The sequence below is a fragment of the Streptococcus sp. HMSC068F04 genome (assembly GCF_001837455.1).
Lineage (GTDB): Bacteria > Bacillota > Bacilli > Lactobacillales > Streptococcaceae > Streptococcus > Streptococcus salivarius_D.
Genome location: NZ_KV832472.1, coordinates 12,316 through 32,633, shown reverse-complemented (window position 1 = coordinate 32,633; position 20,318 = coordinate 12,316). Strand labels below are relative to the sequence as shown.

Below are 20,318 nucleotides of genomic sequence, written 5' to 3'. Positions count from 1 at the left end.
TCAGCTATGTCTCTCTTAGCTCAAGGTCAGCTAGATGCGGCTATTTGGATTATCATTCTCGTTATACTCTTGTGTTTGTACCTAAACCATATCAAAGATAAAAAATAGTTTCCAGTTAATTGAAAGGAATCTCTAGTGATTAAAATTTATGATACGATGACGCGTTCGCTCCGTGATTTTGTACCTTTGACAGAAAATGTTGTCAATATGTATGTCTGCGGACCAACAGTTTACAATTACATTCATATCGGAAATGCCCGTTCAGCAGTAGCTTTTGATACTATTCGTCGTTATTTTGAGTATTGTGGCTACACAGTCAACTATATTTCCAACTTTACGGATGTAGATGATAAGATCATCAAGGCAGCCAATGAAGCTGGTATTTCAACTAAGGAATTGTCGGACAAGTTTATCGCGGCCTTTATGGAAGATACCGGACAACTTGGCATCAAACCAGCGACACAAAATCCACGTGTTATTAACTACATGGATGAAATCATTGCATTCGTGTCAACCTTGGTTGACAAAGGATTTGCCTATGTCTCTGAAGGTGATGTTTACTTCCGAGTAGCTAAGTCAAACAACTATGCTAAATTGGCTAACAAGACCTTGGAAGATCTTGAAATTGGTGCAAGCGGACGTACGGATGCTGAAACAGAACGTAAGGAAAATCCTCTAGATTTTGCCCTTTGGAAAGCTGCTAAAGAGGGAGAAGTTTCTTGGGATAGCCCATGGGGACCTGGTCGTCCTGGTTGGCACATCGAATGTTCTGTTATGGCGACTGAAATCCTTGGAGATACTATCGATATTCATGGTGGAGGGGCAGACCTTGAGTTTCCACACCATACCAATGAAATTGCCCAATCCGAAGCCAAAACTGGCAAGACCTTTGCTAACTACTGGATGCATAATGGTTTTGTCAATGTGGATAATGAAAAAATGTCAAAATCCTTGGGTAACTTCGTGACCGTTCATGATATGCTTCAAACGGTTGATGGTCAAGTGCTTCGCTTCTTCCTAGCAACACAACAGTATCGTAAACCAATTAACTTTACAGAAAAAGCTATCCATGATGCTGAAGTCAATCTTAAGTATTTGAAAAATACCCACAGTCTTCCGTTGACAGAACAGGTGAATCAAGCTGAGTTGCAAACTTATCTTGACGCCTTCCAAGAAGCTATGGATGATGATTTTAATACGGCAAACGGAGTGACTGTTCTGTTTGACATGGCTAAATGGATTAATTCAGGCAATTATGATCAAACCGTTAAGGATGCTTTTGAAAAAATGCTCCAAGTCTTCGGTATTGTTTTCGAAGAAGAAGTCCTTGATGAAGATATCGAAAAACTCATTGAAGAGCGTCAAGCGGCGCGTGCCAACAAGGACTTTGCGACAGCAGACCGCATTCGTGATGAGTTAGCTGCTCAAGGTATCAAACTTCTTGATACCAAGGAGGGCGTGAGGTGGACACGTGACTAAACATCTTGATGTCAACCTTATTAATGGTATTGCTCTCGCTTTTGAGGGAGATGCTGTTTATTCCTTGTACATTCGCCGTCACCTGATTTTTCAAGGTCAGACCAAGCCAAACCAACTGCACCGTCTAGCTACACGCTATGTTTCAGCTAAGGCCCAGGCTAGTCTCATTGAAAAAATGCTGGAGCAAGAGCTTTTGACTGAAAAAGAGCTAGACATCTATAAACGAGGTCGTAATGCGAATAGCCATACCAAGGCTAAAAATACAGATGTTATTACTTATAAAATGTCAACAGGCTTCGAAGCAGTCATGGGCTATCTTCATATGACAGAGGATATCGCTCGCTTAGAGGAACTGATTGCTTGGTGTATTGACGAAGTTGAAAAAGAAATCTAAAAATTCTGCCGAGAGCAGGATTTTTTGTTTAAAGGCTATAAAAATTGTAACAGTTAGCCAGAGTTTCAAAATTTAGATTATTTGATAATCAAAGTAATTCGGCGTCTTGACAATAAAAAATAAGATGAAACTAATATTTAGCACCTTGAAAATGAGAAAGTTAAGGGATGTCTGACACGTGTAAAACCCCGATATAATAGCGTTTTTTAATAAAACTAATTTGACAGAAAGTAAAAAAAAAGTCTATAATATTAGTAAATGAGGCCATCTAAAAAATGAGGAGGTGAATGGAAATAGCTAAGAAAAAAGTTTTCTATACAACTTTTGCTGCTTTGATTTTATCTAGCTTTACGCTTCAAACAGGTAAAGCAGATGAAGTTCAGGTAAAACCTGATGAAGCTAAAATAGATTATGTTAATAGTGAGGCACCGGCTCCAGTTGCTCCTCAGGCTGATTTTTCTTCAGTAGGAGCTAAGGCAGAGTCAGCGAGTCAAGTAAGTTCAGTAGTGACCTCAACGTCACTGATGGTTGTCTCCTCAAGTGAGACAGATGAGGGGCTTCTTGAGGTACATTCTCAAGTTGATATCGTGGAGACTAGTGTTTCTACGACGACACCTCATTCAGAAGAGGCTCGTGCCCAGGCTTTTGGTGAGGATCGATCAGTAGCGGCATCTGAACGAGGAGATGCAAACCCAACATCTGATTCTGAACAAGCAAAACCAAATATTGTGCTTACTTATGATAAGTCTCATGAGGCTACAGCGACTGCAGAGTCTCAAGCTGTGACTTCAATGTATAAGAGTGAAAGCACACTATACACATCTGAACTTGCTGGAAATACACATGCAGTTATAGAAAAATCAGAGTATTCTTCACTGGATTCTCATACGACATCTGTAAGTGCGACTCCTACTAGCCAAGCTATTGCAACTTCTGAAGTCGCTTCTGAGTCTGCAAGCACTGCAAGCTCTCTTGCATCTACGGCTCCAGAAACGAGTCAGTTAAATAATAATTCAGAAGATAGCTTAACTGTCCTTACGGTTGGCTGGAAAGATTCATCATCAACTTCTGAGGTCTTTGAAACTTCTGTAGTGGTTTCTATGTTGCAAAGTGAGAGTTTGACCTATTCGTCAGAGGTAACCTTTACGGATGGACTTACTTCAGAAATCTTAGCAACTCCAATCACTTCTGAAGTTTATACCGTTGTTCCAAAACGAGACAGTACTGGAGCGCTTCTTGAAGATCAACCTGCTGTTACAGGGAATACAGATATTCTTTATTTAGCACGTGGTGAAATCTTTAACGTCAACTTTGATGTTAACAAGATGGAAGGTAAGAAGATTAAGGGCCTTAATCTAGTCCTTGATGGCAAACAAATTCATCACAGTTACTTTGTTGAAGGAACTCTGGATGAGGTCAATGCTGGTTTGAGTGCCTACCATTTGGCAGAGCAAACAACTGGTATTCATAAAATGACCTTTGAGTTGATTGATACGAATAACAATATTCATTACCTGACACAAACCTTCAGTGTCTTCAATGAAGGTGAGCGTCCAGTGACACCTGATAGTTACCGTAGGAATCAGTATTCATCAACAACGACTGTACCGGTTACTTATAATACCAGTGCAAATAGCTACACTGAAACAGCCAATCATATACAAGCTACGGCTGTTAATGAGTTGGCTGAGACAACTAGAGCGCTAACACAGCAATTGGCAGAACAAATTGCTGAGGTTTTGAGTGGTTGGTCTTCAGCGATTTCTGGAAATAGTTCAACAAGCACAGGTTCAATTGATATCTTCCAAGCAGCAGGTAAAACCATTACTCAAGCTGCGAGAAAGATTGCAGAATCAATCTCAGATCCAGATACAATTGGTAAGCAAGCTTTGGCTGCTGCAACTGTTGTTCTCGTTCTTCTAGTGCTTTACCTAGCAGCAATTACATTTATTTAACATGCTTTGCCCTCGTAAGAGGGCTTTTTTTATGATAGAATTAGCTTATGAAAACAACTAAAGAATCAAGTCTAGACATTGTTTATGGTGTGCATGCCGTAACAGAGAGTCTGGAAGCAAATACTGGTAATAAACTCTATATTCAAGATGATCTTCGAGGGAAAAATGTTGATGCTATTAAGGCTTTGGCAGCTGAAAAGAAGGTTTCCATCTCTTGGACACCTAAGAAAACCCTGTCTGATATGACAGGTGGAGCTGTGCATCAAGGTTTTGTTCTTCGTGTGTCAGAGTTCGCTTATTCTGAACTCTCAGTTATTATGGATAAGGCTGAACAAGAGGAGAATCCTCTAGTCCTCATTTTAGATGGACTCAACGATCCTCATAACTTTGGTTCTATCCTACGTACAGCTGATGCTACTCAGGTGACAGGAGTTATTATTCCTAAGCATCGTGCTGTGGGGGTAACACCTGTCGTTGCCAAGACATCAACAGGGGCAGTGGAACATATTCCCATTGCTCGAGTGACCAATCTTAGCCAAACTCTTGATAAACTTAAAGAAGCAGGCTTCTGGGTATTTGGGACAGATATGGATGGCACACCATCTCATAAATGGAACACAGCTGGGAAGGTTGCCCTTATCATTGGTAATGAAGGCAAGGGAATCTCTGCTAACATCAAGAAGCAAGTGGATGAGATGATTACTATTCCTATGAGTGGTCATGTGCAGAGCCTTAATGCTAGTGTGGCAGCTGCAGTTCTCATGTATGAAGTTTATCGAAACCGATTGTAACTATGAAAAAAAGAATACTTCTAGTTGATGGTTATAATATGATTGCCTTTTGGCAAGAAACCCGTCAACTTTTTAAGACCAATCAGCTTGATCAAGCTCGTGAAACATTGCTTCGTAAGCTTAATCATTATGCTAACTTTGAACATATTGATATTATCTGTGTATTTGATGCTCAGTTTGTTCCAGGGAGCCGTCAGCGTTATGATCAGTATCGTATCAGTGTTATTTTTACTGAGGAAGATGAGACAGCAGATAGCTATATTGAGCGCGCAGCGGCTGAGATGAATACTGTTCAAAATCTAGTTGAAGTGGCAACTAGTGACTTAAATGAACAGTGGGCTATCTTTTCGCAAGGGGCTTTACGTGTTTCGGCGCGTGAGTTGGAAGAGCGTGTCAATACCGTTAAGTCTGACCTAGACAAGATGTCGGCACATATTGACTTAAAGACACCAAAACTACGTCCTTGGGACGATGCACAATTAGGGAAATTACAGGACCTTTTAAATGAAATAGAATAGAGGGATATATGACATTTAATATTTTGACAGATTCCACAGCAGATCTAGATGAAAAATGGGCTCAGGAGAATAAGGTAGAGCTCGTTGGTTTGACCATCACGCTTGATGATATTGCCTATGAGACCGTTGGCCCTAACCGTTTAACGAGTGACCGTCTCTTAGAACGTATGCAAGAAGGCAGTCAGCCAACCACAAGCCAGGTGAATGTTGGTCAATTTGAAGAGGTTTTTCGTCGTCATGCTAAAAATGGTGATGCTCTTCTCTATATTGCCTTCTCATCAGTGCTTTCAGGTACTTATCAAAGTGCTGTTATGGCGCGTGACATGATTTTGGATGAATACCCAGAAGCTATCATTGAGATTGTAGATACCCTGGCGGCAGCAGGTGGGGAAGGTTATCTTTCTATTTTGGCGGCAGAAGCTCGTGACCAAGGTAAGAGCTTATCTGAAACAAAAGCCATGATTGAGGACATTCTGCCACGTTTACGGACCTATTTCTTAGTTGATGATCTCTACCATCTCATGCGTGGGGGTCGCCTTTCTAAAAGCTCAGCTATTATTGGTAGTTTGATTAATATCAAACCCCTTCTTTGGTTGGACGCTTCAGGCAAGTTGGTTCCTCTGGCCAAAATCCGTGGACGTAAAAAAGCCATTAAAGAAATGGTCCTACAAGCTACCCAGGATATTGGACATAGCACAGCAATTGTCGCTTATGCCAATGATATTGAAGCGGCGGAGAATCTAAAAGAACAATTGTTAGCAGTTGACGGCATTGAGCAAGTTCTCATTATGCCACTTGGGCCAGTCATCTCTACTCACGTCGGACCGGATACTTTAGCCGTCTTTACGATTGGTAAAGAAGCTAGATAGAAAAAGTGTCAGATAGGCTTTCCTATCTGATTTTTTTGTTTTCTGAAATGATAGATTAATAGAATATAAAAAGATAATCTATACAAAATAAATGATATATTTGACATAGTGTAAAATAATGCTATAATTAATCTAGAAAATGGAGGAAACAAAATGAAAAAGTCACAGAAAAAAGTAGCTAGCACGATGGATGAGCGTGCTCAGTTGATCAGCGGAGAATCTTCTGCTAGAGGTTATTGGATAGCCATGCTTGGTATATTTGTAACGATTATGGTTGCTAGTAAGACCCACTCCATCGAATTAGTGCAGTCACTATTAATCATCACTTTCTTTGGTTCTATGTGCCTAGTATTAGTTCACAGCGTATCACGTAATGGGCATCCATGGTTGCTAGACAAAAAACTTGATAAGAAGATGCTCATATTATCCTGGGTAATGTGTCTTTTGGGAATTCTTATATCGCTAATGGGCCTTTTAAGTCTATTTCAGTCGTTTAAGATAGGGAAGAATCTTATGAGTAGTGTAGCATTTTTGACATTGGGTTTGACTCTTATTTGTGACTGCTGGGTTATCATTAAAAGAATCAAGAAGAACCGTTTGGAAGAACTAGAAAACGAAGAATAGGATTTTTGAATGAAAAATTTAAAAATGAAGTCAGCTCGTGTAGCAAAGGATCTCACTCAACAAGGCTTGGCAGATGCTATAGGAGTTTCTCGGCAGACCATCTCAGCTATTGAAAAAGGTGATTATAACCCTACTATAAATCTGTGTATTGCTATCTGCAAAACTCTGGACAAAACTTTAGACCAGCTTTTTTGGGAATCTGAGGATTAGTTTGTACTCACTTAGAGGTTATTTAGGCATGATTTCTAGTCTTACACCTTATAAAATGAGAGACTAAAAAAATACAAAAAATAAAAGAAAAACACCTCCAAATGACTTGCCTTGGACGTGTTTTTTTGATATTATGTTAAACGGTATTGTTTACCCCATTTGAAAGGCCCCGGAACCTTCCAAATACTTTTCGATGGGAAGGAACACCCATCACTCGTAAACAAAAATCGAACTATATATAGGAGAAATCATGAACAAAACAACATTTATGGCTAAACCAGGCCAAGTTGAACGTAAATGGTATGTCGTTGACGCAACTGATGTGCCACTTGGACGTCTTTCTGCAGTAGTTGCTAGCGTACTTCGCGGAAAAAACAAACCAACTTTCACACCACACACTGATACAGGTGACTTCGTAATTGTTATCAATGCTGAAAAAGTTAAATTGACTGGTAAAAAAGCAACTGATAAGATCTACTACACTCACTCAATGTACCCAGGTGGATTGAAACAAATCTCAGCAGGTGAACTTCGTTCTAAAAATGCTGTTCGTTTGATCGAAAAATCAGTTAAAGGTATGCTTCCACACAACACTCTTGGACGCGCACAAGGTATGAAATTGAAAGTCTTCGTTGGCGGTGAGCACACTCACGCTGCACAACAACCAGAAGTACTTGATATCTCAGGACTTATCTAATTCTAAGAGGAAAGGAGCACTAATATAATGGCACAAGCACAATATACAGGTACAGGACGCCGTAAAAACGCCGTTGCACGCGTACGTTTGGTTCCAGGTACTGGTAAAATCACTGTTAACAAAAAAGATGTAGAAGAATACATCCCACACGCAGACCTTCGTCTCGTTATCAACCAACCTTTTGCAGTTACTTCAACTGAAGGTTCATACGACGTACACGTTAACGTTGTAGGTGGTGGATACGCTGGTCAATCAGGTGCGATCCGTCACGGTATCGCTCGTGCACTTCTTCAAGTAGATCCAGACTTCCGCGATTCATTGAAACGCGCTGGACTTCTTACTCGTGATGCACGTATGGTTGAACGTAAGAAACCAGGTCTTAAGAAAGCTCGTAAAGCTAGCCAGTTCTCAAAACGTTAAGAAACGGCTACAATACAGCATTTATCAACACTTCATGGTTCACACCATGGGGTGTTTTTTGATGTTTTTTTGGCAAAATTCACACCACTTTTCACACCAAATTCACACCATTACTTTTTAAGGTTACGGTAGGCAATTTCACCAACAGCCATTGGTATGACATTTGAAGTGTTGACATAGGTCTTAGTTGTGAGAGTATCGCTATGCGTTAGAGCTTCTGAAATGTCCTCTAGTGATGTGCCAAATTGTTTGGCAAGAGTTGCACCCGTATGACGTAATTTATGAGGTGTGGCGTGTGTTAGTTCCTTATGACGGCGTTCGACAGACTTCATCTTATTATTAAGATAATCAGCGTGTAAGGGACTATTAACATTCCCTTTTGTATCAATATAAGTAAAAACATACTGTTCATCAGATTGGATAATATTGAATTTTGCCAATTCCAATTTTTGTTGTTTTTTCCAAGCACAGAGTAAATCAGTTAGTTCAATAGGAATATGGAAAGTTGTCCTTTTATTTCCCTTAGTTGATTTTGGATTTTTATACTTGTCCAAGGCTTTCACTAACTGAATTTCTTGTTTCTTTAGGTTAATGTGTTTCCATTGCAAAGCGTAACTTTCGGATTTCCTATCTCCTAAGAAAAAAGTTGTATAGAATAACACATAATCTTTGAATAGGAGCTTGTCGTTTTCTAAATCTTCTTCAAAAGCGGTGAACCATGCTTGAAGTTCTGATTGTGACAGATATAAATCTTCATCATTTTTACTCTCTTGTAGTTTAATTTTTTTAGTTGCCTTAATACGGCTAATTGTTTTAGAGAGACGATTAGTTTCGATATATTCCAATTCCTCAGCCCAATCAAAAATAGAATTAACGTAACTTCTAATCACTTTAAAGTTTGCATATTCTTCTGCCTTTTGTGTTAAAAGGTTCAAGATAACCTGTTTATTTTGATTGAGAAAATCAATGGAATAATTACCAAGCAAGGGTAGGATATGTTTTCTAAAGACAATTTCGGTACCGTCAATAGTAGCTTGTGAAGGTGGTTTTGTGGTAGATGTTGTTTGACCTGCTTTATAGGACTCCCACCAAACATTGTGATAAAAATCGGAAAAGAGGATTGAGCCATTTGTTTCCAATGAGGTTGATTCTCCGCTTAAAATTTTATCAATCTTGTTTTGTAATTCAAGTTCGTATTTTTTAGCCTCACTCCTTAGTTTGAAACGTTTTTCAATCACTTTTTTATTAATTCCCAATGAGGATTTGACTTCTTCTGGGACATAGATACGTAAGCGATAAGTTCCGTTTTTAGTTTTTGTAATTGACATAGTATTCTCCTTTTTTGAATTGAGCTAGAAAAATACCGTGGCTTCATTATATCAGACCACGGTTAGAATGCTACTGATTTTGTAACCAGTAATTAAGTTCGGTTTTATCAAAGCGGACAGTTTTTCCAACTCGAATAACTGGTAATCCCTTTTTTATCCAAGAATCAAGCGTATTATTGGCAATTCCTAGATACTTACAAGCTTGTTGCTTGTTCAAGAATGGACTTTCAATGTTGTTACTATCCAATTTATTTTTTATTTCATTTTCTATAAGTCGGCTAATTAAAAGTTGTAGCTGATGAATTTGTTCGTCTGGTAAAATCACTTGCATAGCCTCTTTTGTCCTTTCATGATATAATGTTAGTAGTTATTATTTCTAAGGCGATTTGTTTACGGCAAGTCGTCTTTTTGTATGCCCCAAGTCCCGGAACTCTGGTGTTCACGGACATATTGGTCAATCTCCTTTTCATCGCTGTTAGTAAATTTCGATAGTCCCAATTTTAAGAGGTCTTGGAGAAATTGGTTAGCTTCTTCAAGTGTGGTTGCCTCGTACTTAGCCACATAGAGCTTGGCTAAGGTCTTTGAGACTTGTTTTTCCGTCCATTGTTCCGATTGTCTAAGTGTTGGCTTGGTGCGTTCAATACTCAATCGTGTTTTAGTTTCCGTCTGGAGGTAGTCCAGCCACCATTTAACAGGTTGACGTCTGCGTTTGTTGGTATCCCTGTCATTAGGTCTGACAAAGCGGTAGTGTCCGTTGATTGCCTCAAAGTAAATGGCTGTCAGAGGTCTTTTAAGAACTATTTGCTGGGCGATAATATTGGCTTTGCCTTGCCAACAACGGAGCTCCGCCCTGACCCAATCACTTATCTTATCAACAATCTTACCTTTGCCTGTTTGTTCCATGAGTTTGTTGTAAACACACCATTGCTGGCTTCCTCGTGCGCCTATGGTGACGGTCTCGCCAATCCGTTCCCCTGTTTCAAGGACTGACCGCTCGTGATAGTCCATGTGTTGGGCTCTGGTGATACACAAGCCCCGTTTACAGTAAGCATAGAGAGTTTGAACCGATAAGGCATTATCGTAGATGTCATTAGCAATATCAATTCGGGTAAAGTTAACCTGATAGCGGTAAAGGCGTGTGACTAGAGCTACCCAGTTGTTAGCGTTACCCGCCATAAATTCCTCATATTGGCGACAGCCTTGTCCTTTTAGTTCCAGATAGACCCCCATATTATCTAAGGCTTGGTTAAAGTAAACTTTGATGTCTGAACAGGCATAGTGGCGTTGATACTTATTTATTCCCCAAGCATTCAGTGCAAACTGGTCTTGGGGAATAAGGAGTATCTCTTCTAATACCTCCTCTGGTGAAACATCTTTAACGGTTACAGCGAAGTAGTCAATCCTTACGCTGTTGTCCATGCTTAGTCACCAGTCATTTTAAGGTCATTTGCCACTAGTTTTACACCAGACCAGTTGCTACGAGTCATGTTCCACATGAGACGGACTTGAGGATTGACGAGTTCAACGGTCTTATCAAGTAAACCGTCGTTTTCTGCCAGTTTAGTGATTTTGTCGAGGTTGTCATGAATTTCAAGCGTTATCGCTTTGAGTTCTTCAATGGCAATGTTCATTTCTTTTAACACTTTGATTTTATCCGCATCTTGAACGCTACAAACTAGTTTGGATGGTTCGTCTGTTCGGACTTGTTCGCCGTTTACCTCTTGATACTTATAACTCATACGAGCAGAAAGTACCACTACTTTTTTAGGAAGCATGAATTGACTTTTATCAAGGTTCAATTCGCCAAGTTTAAGTGTTGTGTCAGTTAGTGTTAAGTTTGTCATCATATTCTCCTTTGTGTTTTTTAAAGTAGTTATCTTTTCTAAACGTACGCAGAATTAGCTTTGAACCTTACTCTCCCAAGGGATTTCAGCGAAAACTTCAACTGATTGGCTTTAACCCCAGACGTATCAAGGGGTTAGCCCTACTTTCGTGTACGTTCGTACCCCCTATTAGTAGTGGGGCACTTATTTTAGTGGCAAGTCTCGCCCGTTTCAAGCCCCGACCGCCTTGTGGGCTACCGTGTTGACCACTCGCCCACAGCGTTGGTGCTGTACCGTGCTCACTTGCCAAAGAGTGTTCGCTTCTTAGGGTGTTCTAAGACCTCTATGCGCTTTTCCAGTGAGGTTTGGCGCAAGGTTAGAACTTGATTATCTCTGGTTAGTCCCTCAACCTGATTGTTCAGTTGAGACACTTGAACAGATAGTCCCTGTACTTGTTTAGTCAAGGGAACAGGTGAGGCACGGGTTGGCGGATAGACTTTGAGAATGGCTTTCTCTAGTCCCAGATTGCCTTTTAAATAGGCAATCTGTTGCAACTGCTCAATGTCACTATCAGTAAAGAGAGTAACCTTACTGTAAGAACGTTTGCCTGTTCGTACTCGGCTTTCTTCAAAGGTATGTCCTGTTAAGCGTTCAATCTTTAAGCGCCATTTCTTTAAAGTTGAGACAGAGTTCAAACCATTAACCAATTCAACCGTTTGGGGATAATCGTAAAAGCGTGTCATTTTAGCCTCCTTCCATTTACTCTCAAGGTAAAATATTATATAATCAAGAGGTAAACAATTATTTTACCTATCGATTGTTTTCATTATACAAAACATATTTTTACTCGTCAACTAAAAAGTAAAAAATAATTTTACCTAAATAGAAAGTGTGAAATCCAATGTCAGCTTTATATAACTATGCCAATGTCTTACGAGCGGGGGAGCTTGATATTAAATCTGCCCGTTTAAAAGCAGGAATGACCCAAAAGGAATTGGGAAAAATTCTAGGTGTAACTAAACAAACAATTATTAACTATGAAAAAGGCACTACCGAACCAAGTTGGGAGCGCCTAGAAGATATTGCGAAAGCTCTAAAAATAGATGTGGATGAACTCTTTCCTTATAGTGAGTTTGGAGAAAAAAAGGGGGATTTAAAGTGGGCAGAGCATTTGGAACGTTTGGCAAATGATTTTCAGTATGCTCGAATGGCAGAAGAAGAATTGCTGTTACAAAGTCTTTTTAATTACTCAAAATTTCAGCGAGAGGTAGAACAAAAAACTTATATGAAAGAGCAACTCAATCAAGCATTGGAATTGGAAAGTAACAATACTATGTCTGACGAGGATAAAATAGACCTCATTACTCTAAAATATGAAAAAGATATTCAGAAGAAAATCGACAATCTGATTGCGTTATATAAAGATCAATCAGACAAAGAACTTGATGCTATTCGATTTGAAAAGATAAATTTATAAAGAAATTACCTTGAAGCTGTTTTTTTGAGTTTTTTGAAACTCTTAGTAAGCAAGCTATAGGGCAGAGAGCAAAGAAATGTTTAGCTACTTATGGTAATTTTCAGAAATACAGCTAATAAAATCCATTAATTATATATCAAATACAATCTATACTACTTATCAGTTAGTAAAAGATTTAAAAGACTTGACTAGTGAAACGATTGCTAGCGAGGTTTAGGATATGAGTGAAGAGCTACTCAAAAGAGATATTGCAATTGATAGTAGCCTAGTTCATTATGATGACGGTTTTCTTTTGGGAAGTTTAATCAATATTGAGGATAGCCAAGGAACACGACGAGTGTTATCTAATTTATCATATGAACTAACGCTTATGCATTTTTCATAGTTTCATCAAGGTTATAAGGTAGTTGGTATTTTACAATCTTTGCGACAAAAGTAATTGAGTTATTTATCAAGCAAATTATGATGATTGGAGTAATTGTGCTGAGAAATAATATAAAACGCAATCAACTTTTAAATTGATTGCGTTCTGTTTAGTTTTATTCTTTTCCATAAAGGTAACGACTAGCAATTAACCAAGTAGCAATATACATTATCACGTTAAACAAAAATGCGACAACGATGACTATATTCCAATCATGGGATAAATTAGTAGTTACAATCCCCATAATTGTTGTACCAAAAAGTCCACCAATCTGTTTGTTAGCGTTTAGAGTTGCACCAGCAATTCCAGATAATTCTTGACCAGCAGCTTCCATAAGAATGGTTGTAGTTGCTGGAGTTAACACTCCGATACCTAGACTCATTAAAGAAAATAAAGGAATTAGGATGTATAGTTGAATTTCATGAAAAAGAACTCCAATTCCAAAAATTCCTGCTGCTCCTACAATGGCAAAAATAATTGAGACAGTAGCGAGGCTTCCCACGGAAAATCGTTTTACAGCACGTGCGTAAAATAAATTACCAATAATTAAGACAATCATTCCTGGTAGAATGAGGAGTCCAGAAACCATTGAGGAAAGGTTTAAATAAGTTTGAAAATAGAGTCCTAGCACCAAAACAATGCCATATAGTGAAATGTTAACTACTAAACCTAATAGATTAGAGACAATAAACTTAGCATTTTTTAATAGTTGGTGGGGAACAATAGGTGCTTTACTTTTTTTATCGTGGACTACTAAACCAATAGCAAATAATATAAATAGGAGAAGAAACAATAAAAGATTTGAGTTACTATAACCATATTGATTCCCTTCAACAAGGTAAATAACTAGACTTCCGATAGTTGTAACCAGAAATATATTACTAAAGATGTCAATTCTAGTCTTTAGATTGGCAATATTATTTTTCACGAGAAGTAATATTGAAATTACTGTCAAAATTCCAAATGGAATATTGACTAAGAAAATACCCCTCCATCCGAAGTAGTTAATAATTAGTCCACCAATAAAAGAACCAGTACCGGTTGCAACAGAAATAATTGCTGTCCAGATTCCTAACATACGTGCTCTTTTAGTAGAATCGGGGTATGAAATGAATAAAAGTGCTAATGAACTTGGCATGAACAACGAAGCACCGAAACCTTGAATGAATCTAAGTATAATTAATGTTTCAATATTTGGTGAAAAAGAGCATCCTAACGAGGCAAGTGTAAAAATTGTCATTCCAATTAATAAAATTCGTTTAGCACCATATTTTGTTGTTAAATTTCCTGAAAGTAGGAGCAAAGACCCTAAAGCTAGTGTATAGGCGTTAATAATCCAAATGGATTGCTCTAATGAGACGCTCATAGCTTTTTCAATATGAGGAACTGCAAGAACCACTCCGGTTGTATCTAGGACTGCCATAATGTATCCTAGCGAAAGAATAAAAAGTAGATAAGCTGGCGCTTTTGTATTTGTTTTTTTCATCAAGCTTCCTCCGTTATTTCATCAAACTAATTTTTATTTATCAATCAAAAGTAATATGTTTAACTTTCTGAAAATATTTTACTTGAGTATATCCATTACCAAAGTATCTTCCATCAGGACTGCTGAGAATATCTTCAATACGGTCAAACTTAGTTATAATATCCATAGTGATTTTTCCCTTCAAGTGATATAATAAACTTATCATGTAATTATTTATGAAACAAGAAGGGAAAAAAAGTATAGTAACTATCAAAAAAGGAGGAAATGAATGGAGACTTGCGAGATGCAACCTTTGAAAAAATCAATTTGTCCAGCAAGAAGGGTCTTGAATTTACTAAAGGGTAAATTTACTCTTGAGATTTTATCTGAAATTATTGATGGTAATATACATTATGGTAGTCTTTTGCGTAGTGTAGAAGGTATTAATCCTAGAATATTAGCTCAACGGTTACATGATTTCGAGCAAGAAGGCATTTTATCAAGAAAAGTTTTACCGACATCGCCTCCACAGGTTGAATATAAAATGACAAAGAAAGGTATTGCTCTAAGAAGTATCGTTGAAGAAATGAAAAAATGGGAGCAAACTTATAGTAATTAGGTTGAATTTACATAATTTATTACTAATATTCTTCCTATAAATAGAAATTGTAATTCTGAAAGATTTGGTAACCTTGTTAATCAAGGCAATGTAAAACACTAGTTCAAATGTGTGACTAGTGTTTTTTGGCTCTATAATTTTTGTTGTGGGTAAGACCATAGGTAAAAACAGGCAAAATAAAAAATCATCAAAATAGTGGTGTGAACTTTTTGGTAAAATCTAGCTCAATTCGTGTATTTTTAGGGCAAAATTCACACCATTCAATTGAAAGTTACTCAAATTAGACGAAATATTTCTTTCTGAAAACGTGGGTAAACATTGATATTAAGCATACATTGAAATTCATTCAAATACGAGATGTTCCAACCAGGTCTTAAGAAAGCTCGTAAAGCTAGCCAGTTCTCAAAACGTTAATTCGTTGCTGGAAAGCAGAATACAAACGAAAACACTTTGCAGTTTGCAAGGTGTTTTTTGTATAGATTTCTGAAAAGTGTTCAAAATCTTACTAGAGTTTTGTCTTCATCTTGAAATTCTTATAACAATGTGATATATTTATAACAGATAAGGTGTGATATATTTATAACATACTAAAAAGAGGTGACTAAAATGAAAATATCGAAGAACTTAAAGATAATTCTTTATATCTCTAGCGTGCTTATTGTTGTATGTTTAGTTTTATTGCTGGGGAATCACCTACCGATTCTAGCGAAAGGTGCTATTATGACGACGGCTTGGCTTCCTTCGTATTTGGTTTGTACGATGCTATCGGTCCTCTCAAAATCAACCTATCAAAAGAAAGAGAAAAAAATGTTTGGGATTACTGCAAAATTATATACAGTGCTTGTATTTCTCTCGTCCTCAATCTATACTATTGGAGTTTGGCTTCTAACTCCTGGTTCTTTGATTAAGAATATAATGTTAGGAATTGGATTAAGTGTTCAATTGTTATTAATGTTTTACTTCTTATTCAAGAGAATTAATGAAGAACCCGATGAACGATTTTATAGAAATATTGCAAAGTCCTCTTCCATTTTGTTTACAATAGCAATCTTTATATTATTGGGAATGGCAACCTTGATAGCTGTCTGTAAAGTTTTCGTTTTGAATGCTGGATTCCTTTATATTTTGGTGGCTTTTTTACTCTTATTATTTGCCATTACTTACTTTATCACTGAAAAAAGGGGATGAAATATGGCGAAAGAAAGTAAAATAAAGACTAACTTGAAAGAAGTAAGGGAAGCTTATGGTATGACTCAACAAGATTTAGCAGATCAAGTAGGAATACGGAGAGAAACGATTGTTCACTTGGAAAATAACCGCTACAACCCTTCGTTGGAAATGGCTTTAAAAATAGCGCAAGTCTTTAATAAACAAGTGGAAGAACTATTTCGTCTGAAATAAGAGAAGTAAAACAATCGAATTGATTTGTGTATCAGTTTTTGGAAACTTGTTATTCTATGGCGAGGTAGTGGTAAAAGGGAGTATTTTCAAAGGAGTTTTTCGTAATAACATTTTAGTTGAAACGCTTTCAAAAAAATAAGATAATAGTTTATTTTTCAAGAATTTTAACCAATAATAGAACTTTTTAGGTGGAAATACTCTCAAAAATGCTAATATTTCTCTAATCTATTCAATTGTGAGGTCTTGCATATTATGTAGTTATCATACAAAAATGATAAAAGTGAATGAATACATTCATTTGGAGGATGATATTGTTCTGCACTTCAAATTTATTGAAATCAAGAGTTTTTTATCTTCAACAAAGATTATTTGAGGTTTTGAAATAAAAGTTATCATAATAAAGAATGTATATTTTACAAATTATGCTTTTATATATGGATGTTCTTTTGTATTTTAACTTAAGGTAAGCCATAACAAAATGCTCAAAATAACACTAAAATTAAAAATAGTTAATCATAACTATTGGTTAGTATGTTCTAAAAACCCATTATTTGTGCGAATTGTAGGATATATTAAAATTCAAAAAAATTTTTTAAAAAATGTTGACATATCTCTAAATAGTGTTATAATCAATGGGTATCGGGAATACCTGATAAAAAAATAAGTTGTTTATAGAGGAGAATTAATTATGAAAAAAGTATTGCTTACTTCAGCAGCAGTTCTTGCGCTTTTTGCGGCTGCAGCGCCAGCAGTTGCGGATATCAATGGTGGAGCTAACACTCCAGGAGCATATGACCAACCAACAACAGGTGGTGGTGTGAATGATGCCTACAACGCTCAAACAGAATTTGAAAATGCTCGTAAAGTAAATGAATACTTGGCAGGGCATCAAGAAGATATCGATGCTGAAGCAGCTCAAGATCCAGCAGTAGTTGCAGCTAAATCTGAATTTGATGCGGTTGAAGGCGGATCACACCTTTACACTGAAAAGAAAGAAGCTTATGAATCAGCTTTGAATACTGCTCGTAACAACGTTCGTAACCGTTACACTGAAGAACTTCAAAAGAAATGGAATACTGCTTCTAAAAAAGAAGGTAATTACTACATTTTGAATGAAACTCCAGAACAAAAGAACGCTCGTTATGAAGCGGAACATGGAGCTCAAGCAGAAGATAAAACTGCTCCATCACAAGAAGATGTGAAAAAAGCTCAAACTTCAGCAGAAAAAGCTAAAAAAGCAGAAGAAAAATCTAAAGCAGTTAAAGAAAACAAATCAGGTTCTAAAGCAGAAGCAAAAGCTCTTCCAAATACTGCGGCAGTAAAATAATTAGTGATTACTAGTTATTACCAAGAATATCACTGAAGTTAGGCTTCAGTGATATTTTATTATTAATAATAAAATGAAGAGAGAGTAGAGATTTATGAGTAAACGCAATAGTAGCACGAAGATCTTAAATAAAAAATCCTTAAGTATTTTGGCATCCATTCTTGTATTAGGATTAGTGATTATTGGTGGAGTCAAACTTTTTACAGGAAACAATGCTCATTCACTTGGGAATAAGGTTACTCAAGTCAGTGACTATAAACCTACCGATGATGAAAAGAAGTATCTCAAGTCGAAGTTTGATGGTCTTTCTGCAACTAATTCAGATACGATTGCTTATATCTATGCACCAGGCACTCAATTAGATGAGCCTGTTGTACAAACTAAAGATAATTCTACATATCTAGATAAAACTTTCGAAGGAGGTAATAAGCCTCTGTTTGGTACTGTATTCATGGATACAGACAATAAGAAAGATTTTAGTGACCGTTTGACTTGGCTTTTTGGTCACGCTAGAGGAAGTCAGGTAGAAGACCATCGTATGTTTAATGATGTTAACTACTACAGTGATCAGTCGTTTTTTGACAAACACAAGTATGTTGTTGTAGAAACCCCTCAAAGAAAGTATTATTATGAAGCTTTTGCGATGGTTATTGTTCCTGAGGATACAGCTTTCTACCGTACATCATTCAAAGATGATAAGGATTTTAAGGAACAATTAGATATTATCTATGATACGGCTGATGTTAAAAACAAGGATTTGAAGGTTAGTGCTTCAGATAAATACCTCGTTCTTTCGACTTGTCGTGAGGAAGATCCAACGATTCGTGCCAATCTCTACTTGCGTCAAATTCCAGACTCTGAGATGTCTGACTTTGTAGCTAAACATGGAAAAGATTTGGAATACACACCAACACGATAATCATTAACAGAACTCTACTTCTCGTGAAGTAGGGTTTTTATTTTATTTGAACAGAGCTACTGTATTTTTAAAGTTGTTATAAGGGTGAGATGTAACTGTTTGTTAATCTTTTTTATCATTAATGGATCAGTTTTTTTGGTACACTAGTAGTATGAAAAAGGAGAGTGTTATGAAACAGAGCCAAGCTAAAAAGCGTGATAATGCGATGACTAATAAGATTTTGATGGGGTTGATTGCTCTCGTCTTAGGTTTGCTTTTTCTTGAGATTTTAATTGTTCATAGTAAGAACGAACAGCAAAAGAATGCCTCGAACCAGGTACAGACAGCACGTATCATGGCTAATGGGGACTTGCTCTATCATGACGCTCTCTATATGAGTGCCTTGCAGGCGGATGGCAGCTATGATTTCACGGAGAATTTTACTTATGTGAAGCCGTGGTTAAAGCAGGCTGATTTGGTCTTGGGTGATTTCGAGGGAACGGTTAATCCTGATTATCCTTTGTCAGGCTATCCTCTGTTTAATGCTCCTCAATCAGTGACAGCAGCTATTAAGGATGCTGGTTATGATGTTATGGATTTGGCCCATAATCATATCTTGGATTCTGGTTTAGAGGGAGCTTTTACAACTGCTGATGCTTTTAAAAAAGTGGGAATTGATCCTATTGGTGTTTACGAAAAGCCGGTGCGAGACAAGGCGCCACTTCTCATCAAGAATGTTAATGGTATCAAAGTTGCAATACTTTCCTATGCTTATGGTTACAATGGCCTAGAGTCGAACTTGACGGATAAAGAGGTTGCAGACCACTTATCGAATTTGGATGAAAAACGTATGAAATCCGAGATTCAGCGTGCCGAAAAAGAAGCGGATATCACGGTTATCATGCCTCAGATGGGTGTTGAATATCGTTTGGAACCGACAGATGAACAGGTTAAACTCTATCATAAGATGATTGATTGGGGTGCTGATATTATCTTTGGAGGTCATCCTCATGTGGTAGAACCTTCTGAGGTGGTTAAAAAGGATGGACAGCAAAAACTTATTATTTACTCAATGGGGAATTTCATCTCAAACCAGCGCATAGAGACCATGGATGGTGTGGATAGCGCAGAGTGGACAGAGAGGGGTGTCTTAATGGATGTCACCTTTGAGAAAAAGAATGGTCAAACCACGATTAAGACTGCTCAAGCACATCCGACTTGGGTTAACCGTACACCTAAAGGAACAACTTCGCCAGAGGGATATCCTTTGTATACTTACCAAACTTATATTTTAGAGGATTTCATTAAAGGTGGTAAATATAGAAATAAACTAGATGAAGAGACCAAAGAGCGTATAGATACTGCTTATAAAGAAATGAATGCCCATGTTAATTTAAAATGGAAATAAAGCTAAGATATCGCCTGGATTTGGCGATATTTTTTGTTTATCGACAAGTTACCCACAGACTTATCCACAGGTGTGGAAAAGTCTGTTGATAGTGTTGAATCTTGATTTTTCAGGGTTTTATAAGAGAGATATTATTTAGGTTGTGAACAAGTTTATCCACAAGTAGTTGAGTCAAAGAGAGGATGTTCTCA

General features: G+C 37.3%; 23 protein-coding genes. 17 read left to right on the top strand and 6 right to left on the bottom strand.

All coding sequences use genetic code 11. The features are described 5' to 3' along the window. The first annotated feature begins 135 nt into the window (after window positions 1–135). The 10 genes from cysS (at window position 136) to rpsI (ending at window position 7,957) form a co-directional block, all read left to right on the top strand. On the top strand, window positions 136–1,479 hold the full coding sequence (gene cysS / locus HMPREF2571_RS03580) for a cysteine--tRNA ligase (protein WP_013989932.1): 1,344 nt from the start codon (window positions 136–138) through the stop codon (window positions 1,477–1,479). Beyond that, entirely contained in the window at window positions 1,472–1,873 is a 402-nt protein-coding gene (locus tag HMPREF2571_RS03575) for a Mini-ribonuclease 3 (RefSeq protein WP_002886359.1), read from the top strand. The genes cysS and HMPREF2571_RS03575 overlap by 8 nt, the downstream gene beginning before the upstream one ends. Before the next feature lie 287 nt (window positions 1,874–2,160). After that, complete coding sequence (locus tag HMPREF2571_RS03570) at window positions 2,161–3,828, top strand: hypothetical protein (protein ID WP_002886368.1); 1,668 nt, start codon at window positions 2,161–2,163, stop codon at window positions 3,826–3,828. Between the two features lie 47 nt (window positions 3,829–3,875). Further along, the gene (gene rlmB, locus HMPREF2571_RS03565) at window positions 3,876–4,619 is read left to right on the top strand and encodes a 23S rRNA (guanosine(2251)-2'-O)-methyltransferase RlmB (RefSeq protein ID WP_002886369.1); all 744 of its coding nucleotides are present in this window, start codon (window positions 3,876–3,878) and stop codon (window positions 4,617–4,619) included. 2 nt (window positions 4,620–4,621) lie between these two features. Next, window positions 4,622–5,137 (top strand): NYN domain-containing protein, encoded by a 516-nt coding sequence (locus HMPREF2571_RS03560; RefSeq protein WP_002886370.1) that lies wholly within the window; start codon window positions 4,622–4,624, stop codon window positions 5,135–5,137. Window positions 5,138–5,145: 8 nt separating this feature from the next. Further along, on the top strand, window positions 5,146–6,006 hold the full coding sequence (locus tag HMPREF2571_RS03555) for a DegV family protein (RefSeq protein ID WP_013989934.1): 861 nt from the start codon (window positions 5,146–5,148) through the stop codon (window positions 6,004–6,006). Between the two features lie 153 nt (window positions 6,007–6,159). Continuing rightward, complete coding sequence (locus HMPREF2571_RS03550) at window positions 6,160–6,630, top strand: hypothetical protein (protein ID WP_002886372.1); 471 nt, start codon at window positions 6,160–6,162, stop codon at window positions 6,628–6,630. A 9-nt stretch (window positions 6,631–6,639) separates the two neighbouring features. Then, window positions 6,640–6,840 (top strand): helix-turn-helix transcriptional regulator, encoded by a 201-nt coding sequence (locus tag HMPREF2571_RS03545; protein ID WP_002886373.1) that lies wholly within the window; start codon window positions 6,640–6,642, stop codon window positions 6,838–6,840. A 250-nt stretch (window positions 6,841–7,090) separates the two neighbouring features. Continuing rightward, window positions 7,091–7,537 (top strand): 50S ribosomal protein L13, encoded by a 447-nt coding sequence (rplM, locus tag HMPREF2571_RS03540; protein WP_002886374.1) that lies wholly within the window; start codon window positions 7,091–7,093, stop codon window positions 7,535–7,537. 27 nt (window positions 7,538–7,564) lie between these two features. Beyond that, on the top strand, window positions 7,565–7,957 hold the full coding sequence (gene rpsI, locus HMPREF2571_RS03535; RefSeq protein ID WP_002886375.1) for a 30S ribosomal protein S9: 393 nt from the start codon (window positions 7,565–7,567) through the stop codon (window positions 7,955–7,957). Between the two features lie 110 nt (window positions 7,958–8,067). Here the strand turns inward: rpsI and HMPREF2571_RS03530 are convergent, their stop codons facing one another. The 5 genes from HMPREF2571_RS03530 to HMPREF2571_RS03510 form a co-directional block, all read right to left on the bottom strand. Then, window positions 8,068–9,285, bottom strand: coding sequence for a tyrosine-type recombinase/integrase (locus tag HMPREF2571_RS03530; RefSeq protein ID WP_045768738.1), 1,218 nt, complete (start codon window positions 9,283–9,285; stop codon window positions 8,068–8,070). 70 nt (window positions 9,286–9,355) lie between these two features. After that, window positions 9,356–9,616, bottom strand: coding sequence for a helix-turn-helix domain-containing protein (locus HMPREF2571_RS03525; RefSeq protein WP_045768737.1), 261 nt, complete (start codon window positions 9,614–9,616; stop codon window positions 9,356–9,358). 59 nt (window positions 9,617–9,675) lie between these two features. Continuing rightward, window positions 9,676–10,704 carry a replication initiation factor domain-containing protein gene (locus HMPREF2571_RS03520; RefSeq protein ID WP_045768736.1) on the bottom strand — a complete coding sequence of 343 codons (1,029 nt, stop codon included), beginning with the start codon at window positions 10,702–10,704 and terminating at the stop codon, window positions 9,676–9,678. A gap of 2 nt (window positions 10,705–10,706) precedes the next feature. Beyond that, complete coding sequence (locus HMPREF2571_RS03515) at window positions 10,707–11,129, bottom strand: hypothetical protein (protein ID WP_045768735.1); 423 nt, start codon at window positions 11,127–11,129, stop codon at window positions 10,707–10,709. Window positions 11,130–11,407: 278 nt separating this feature from the next. Next, window positions 11,408–11,851 (bottom strand): hypothetical protein, encoded by a 444-nt coding sequence (locus tag HMPREF2571_RS03510; RefSeq protein ID WP_021144847.1) that lies wholly within the window; start codon window positions 11,849–11,851, stop codon window positions 11,408–11,410. A gap of 158 nt (window positions 11,852–12,009) precedes the next feature. Here HMPREF2571_RS03510 and HMPREF2571_RS03505 point away from each other — a divergent pair, with 158 nt between their 5' ends. Next, a complete protein-coding gene (locus tag HMPREF2571_RS03505; protein ID WP_052699104.1) occupies window positions 12,010–12,585 on the top strand; it encodes a helix-turn-helix domain-containing protein in 576 nt (191 codons plus the stop codon). A gap of 539 nt (window positions 12,586–13,124) precedes the next feature. On the opposite strand, the gene HMPREF2571_RS03500 is transcribed toward HMPREF2571_RS03505, so the two are convergent. Beyond that, complete coding sequence (locus tag HMPREF2571_RS03500) at window positions 13,125–14,495, bottom strand: MFS transporter (RefSeq protein WP_070847211.1); 1,371 nt, start codon at window positions 14,493–14,495, stop codon at window positions 13,125–13,127. Between the two features lie 268 nt (window positions 14,496–14,763). On the opposite strand from HMPREF2571_RS03500, the gene HMPREF2571_RS03490 reads away from it, so the two are divergent. From HMPREF2571_RS03490 to HMPREF2571_RS03465, 6 genes are all read left to right on the top strand, one after another. Further along, the gene (locus HMPREF2571_RS03490; protein WP_070847207.1) at window positions 14,764–15,093 is read left to right on the top strand and encodes a winged helix-turn-helix transcriptional regulator; all 330 of its coding nucleotides are present in this window, start codon (window positions 14,764–14,766) and stop codon (window positions 15,091–15,093) included. 606 nt (window positions 15,094–15,699) lie between these two features. Next, window positions 15,700–16,281 carry a hypothetical protein gene (locus HMPREF2571_RS03485; RefSeq protein ID WP_002886383.1) on the top strand — a complete coding sequence of 194 codons (582 nt, stop codon included), beginning with the start codon at window positions 15,700–15,702 and terminating at the stop codon, window positions 16,279–16,281. A 3-nt stretch (window positions 16,282–16,284) separates the two neighbouring features. After that, complete coding sequence (locus HMPREF2571_RS03480) at window positions 16,285–16,494, top strand: helix-turn-helix transcriptional regulator (RefSeq protein WP_002886384.1); 210 nt, start codon at window positions 16,285–16,287, stop codon at window positions 16,492–16,494. A 688-nt stretch (window positions 16,495–17,182) separates the two neighbouring features. Then, on the top strand, window positions 17,183–17,821 hold the full coding sequence (gene abpA, locus HMPREF2571_RS03475) for an amylase-binding adhesin AbpA (RefSeq protein WP_002886387.1): 639 nt from the start codon (window positions 17,183–17,185) through the stop codon (window positions 17,819–17,821). 94 nt (window positions 17,822–17,915) lie between these two features. Continuing rightward, window positions 17,916–18,740, top strand: coding sequence for a class B sortase, LPKTxAVK-specific (gene srtB / locus HMPREF2571_RS03470; protein WP_002886388.1), 825 nt, complete (start codon window positions 17,916–17,918; stop codon window positions 18,738–18,740). Window positions 18,741–18,909: 169 nt separating this feature from the next. Then, window positions 18,910–20,127: a CapA family protein gene (locus HMPREF2571_RS03465; protein WP_037605462.1), complete on the top strand. Its 1,218-nt coding sequence runs from the start codon at window positions 18,910–18,912 to the stop codon at window positions 20,125–20,127. The last annotated feature ends 191 nt before the right edge of the window (window positions 20,128–20,318 follow it).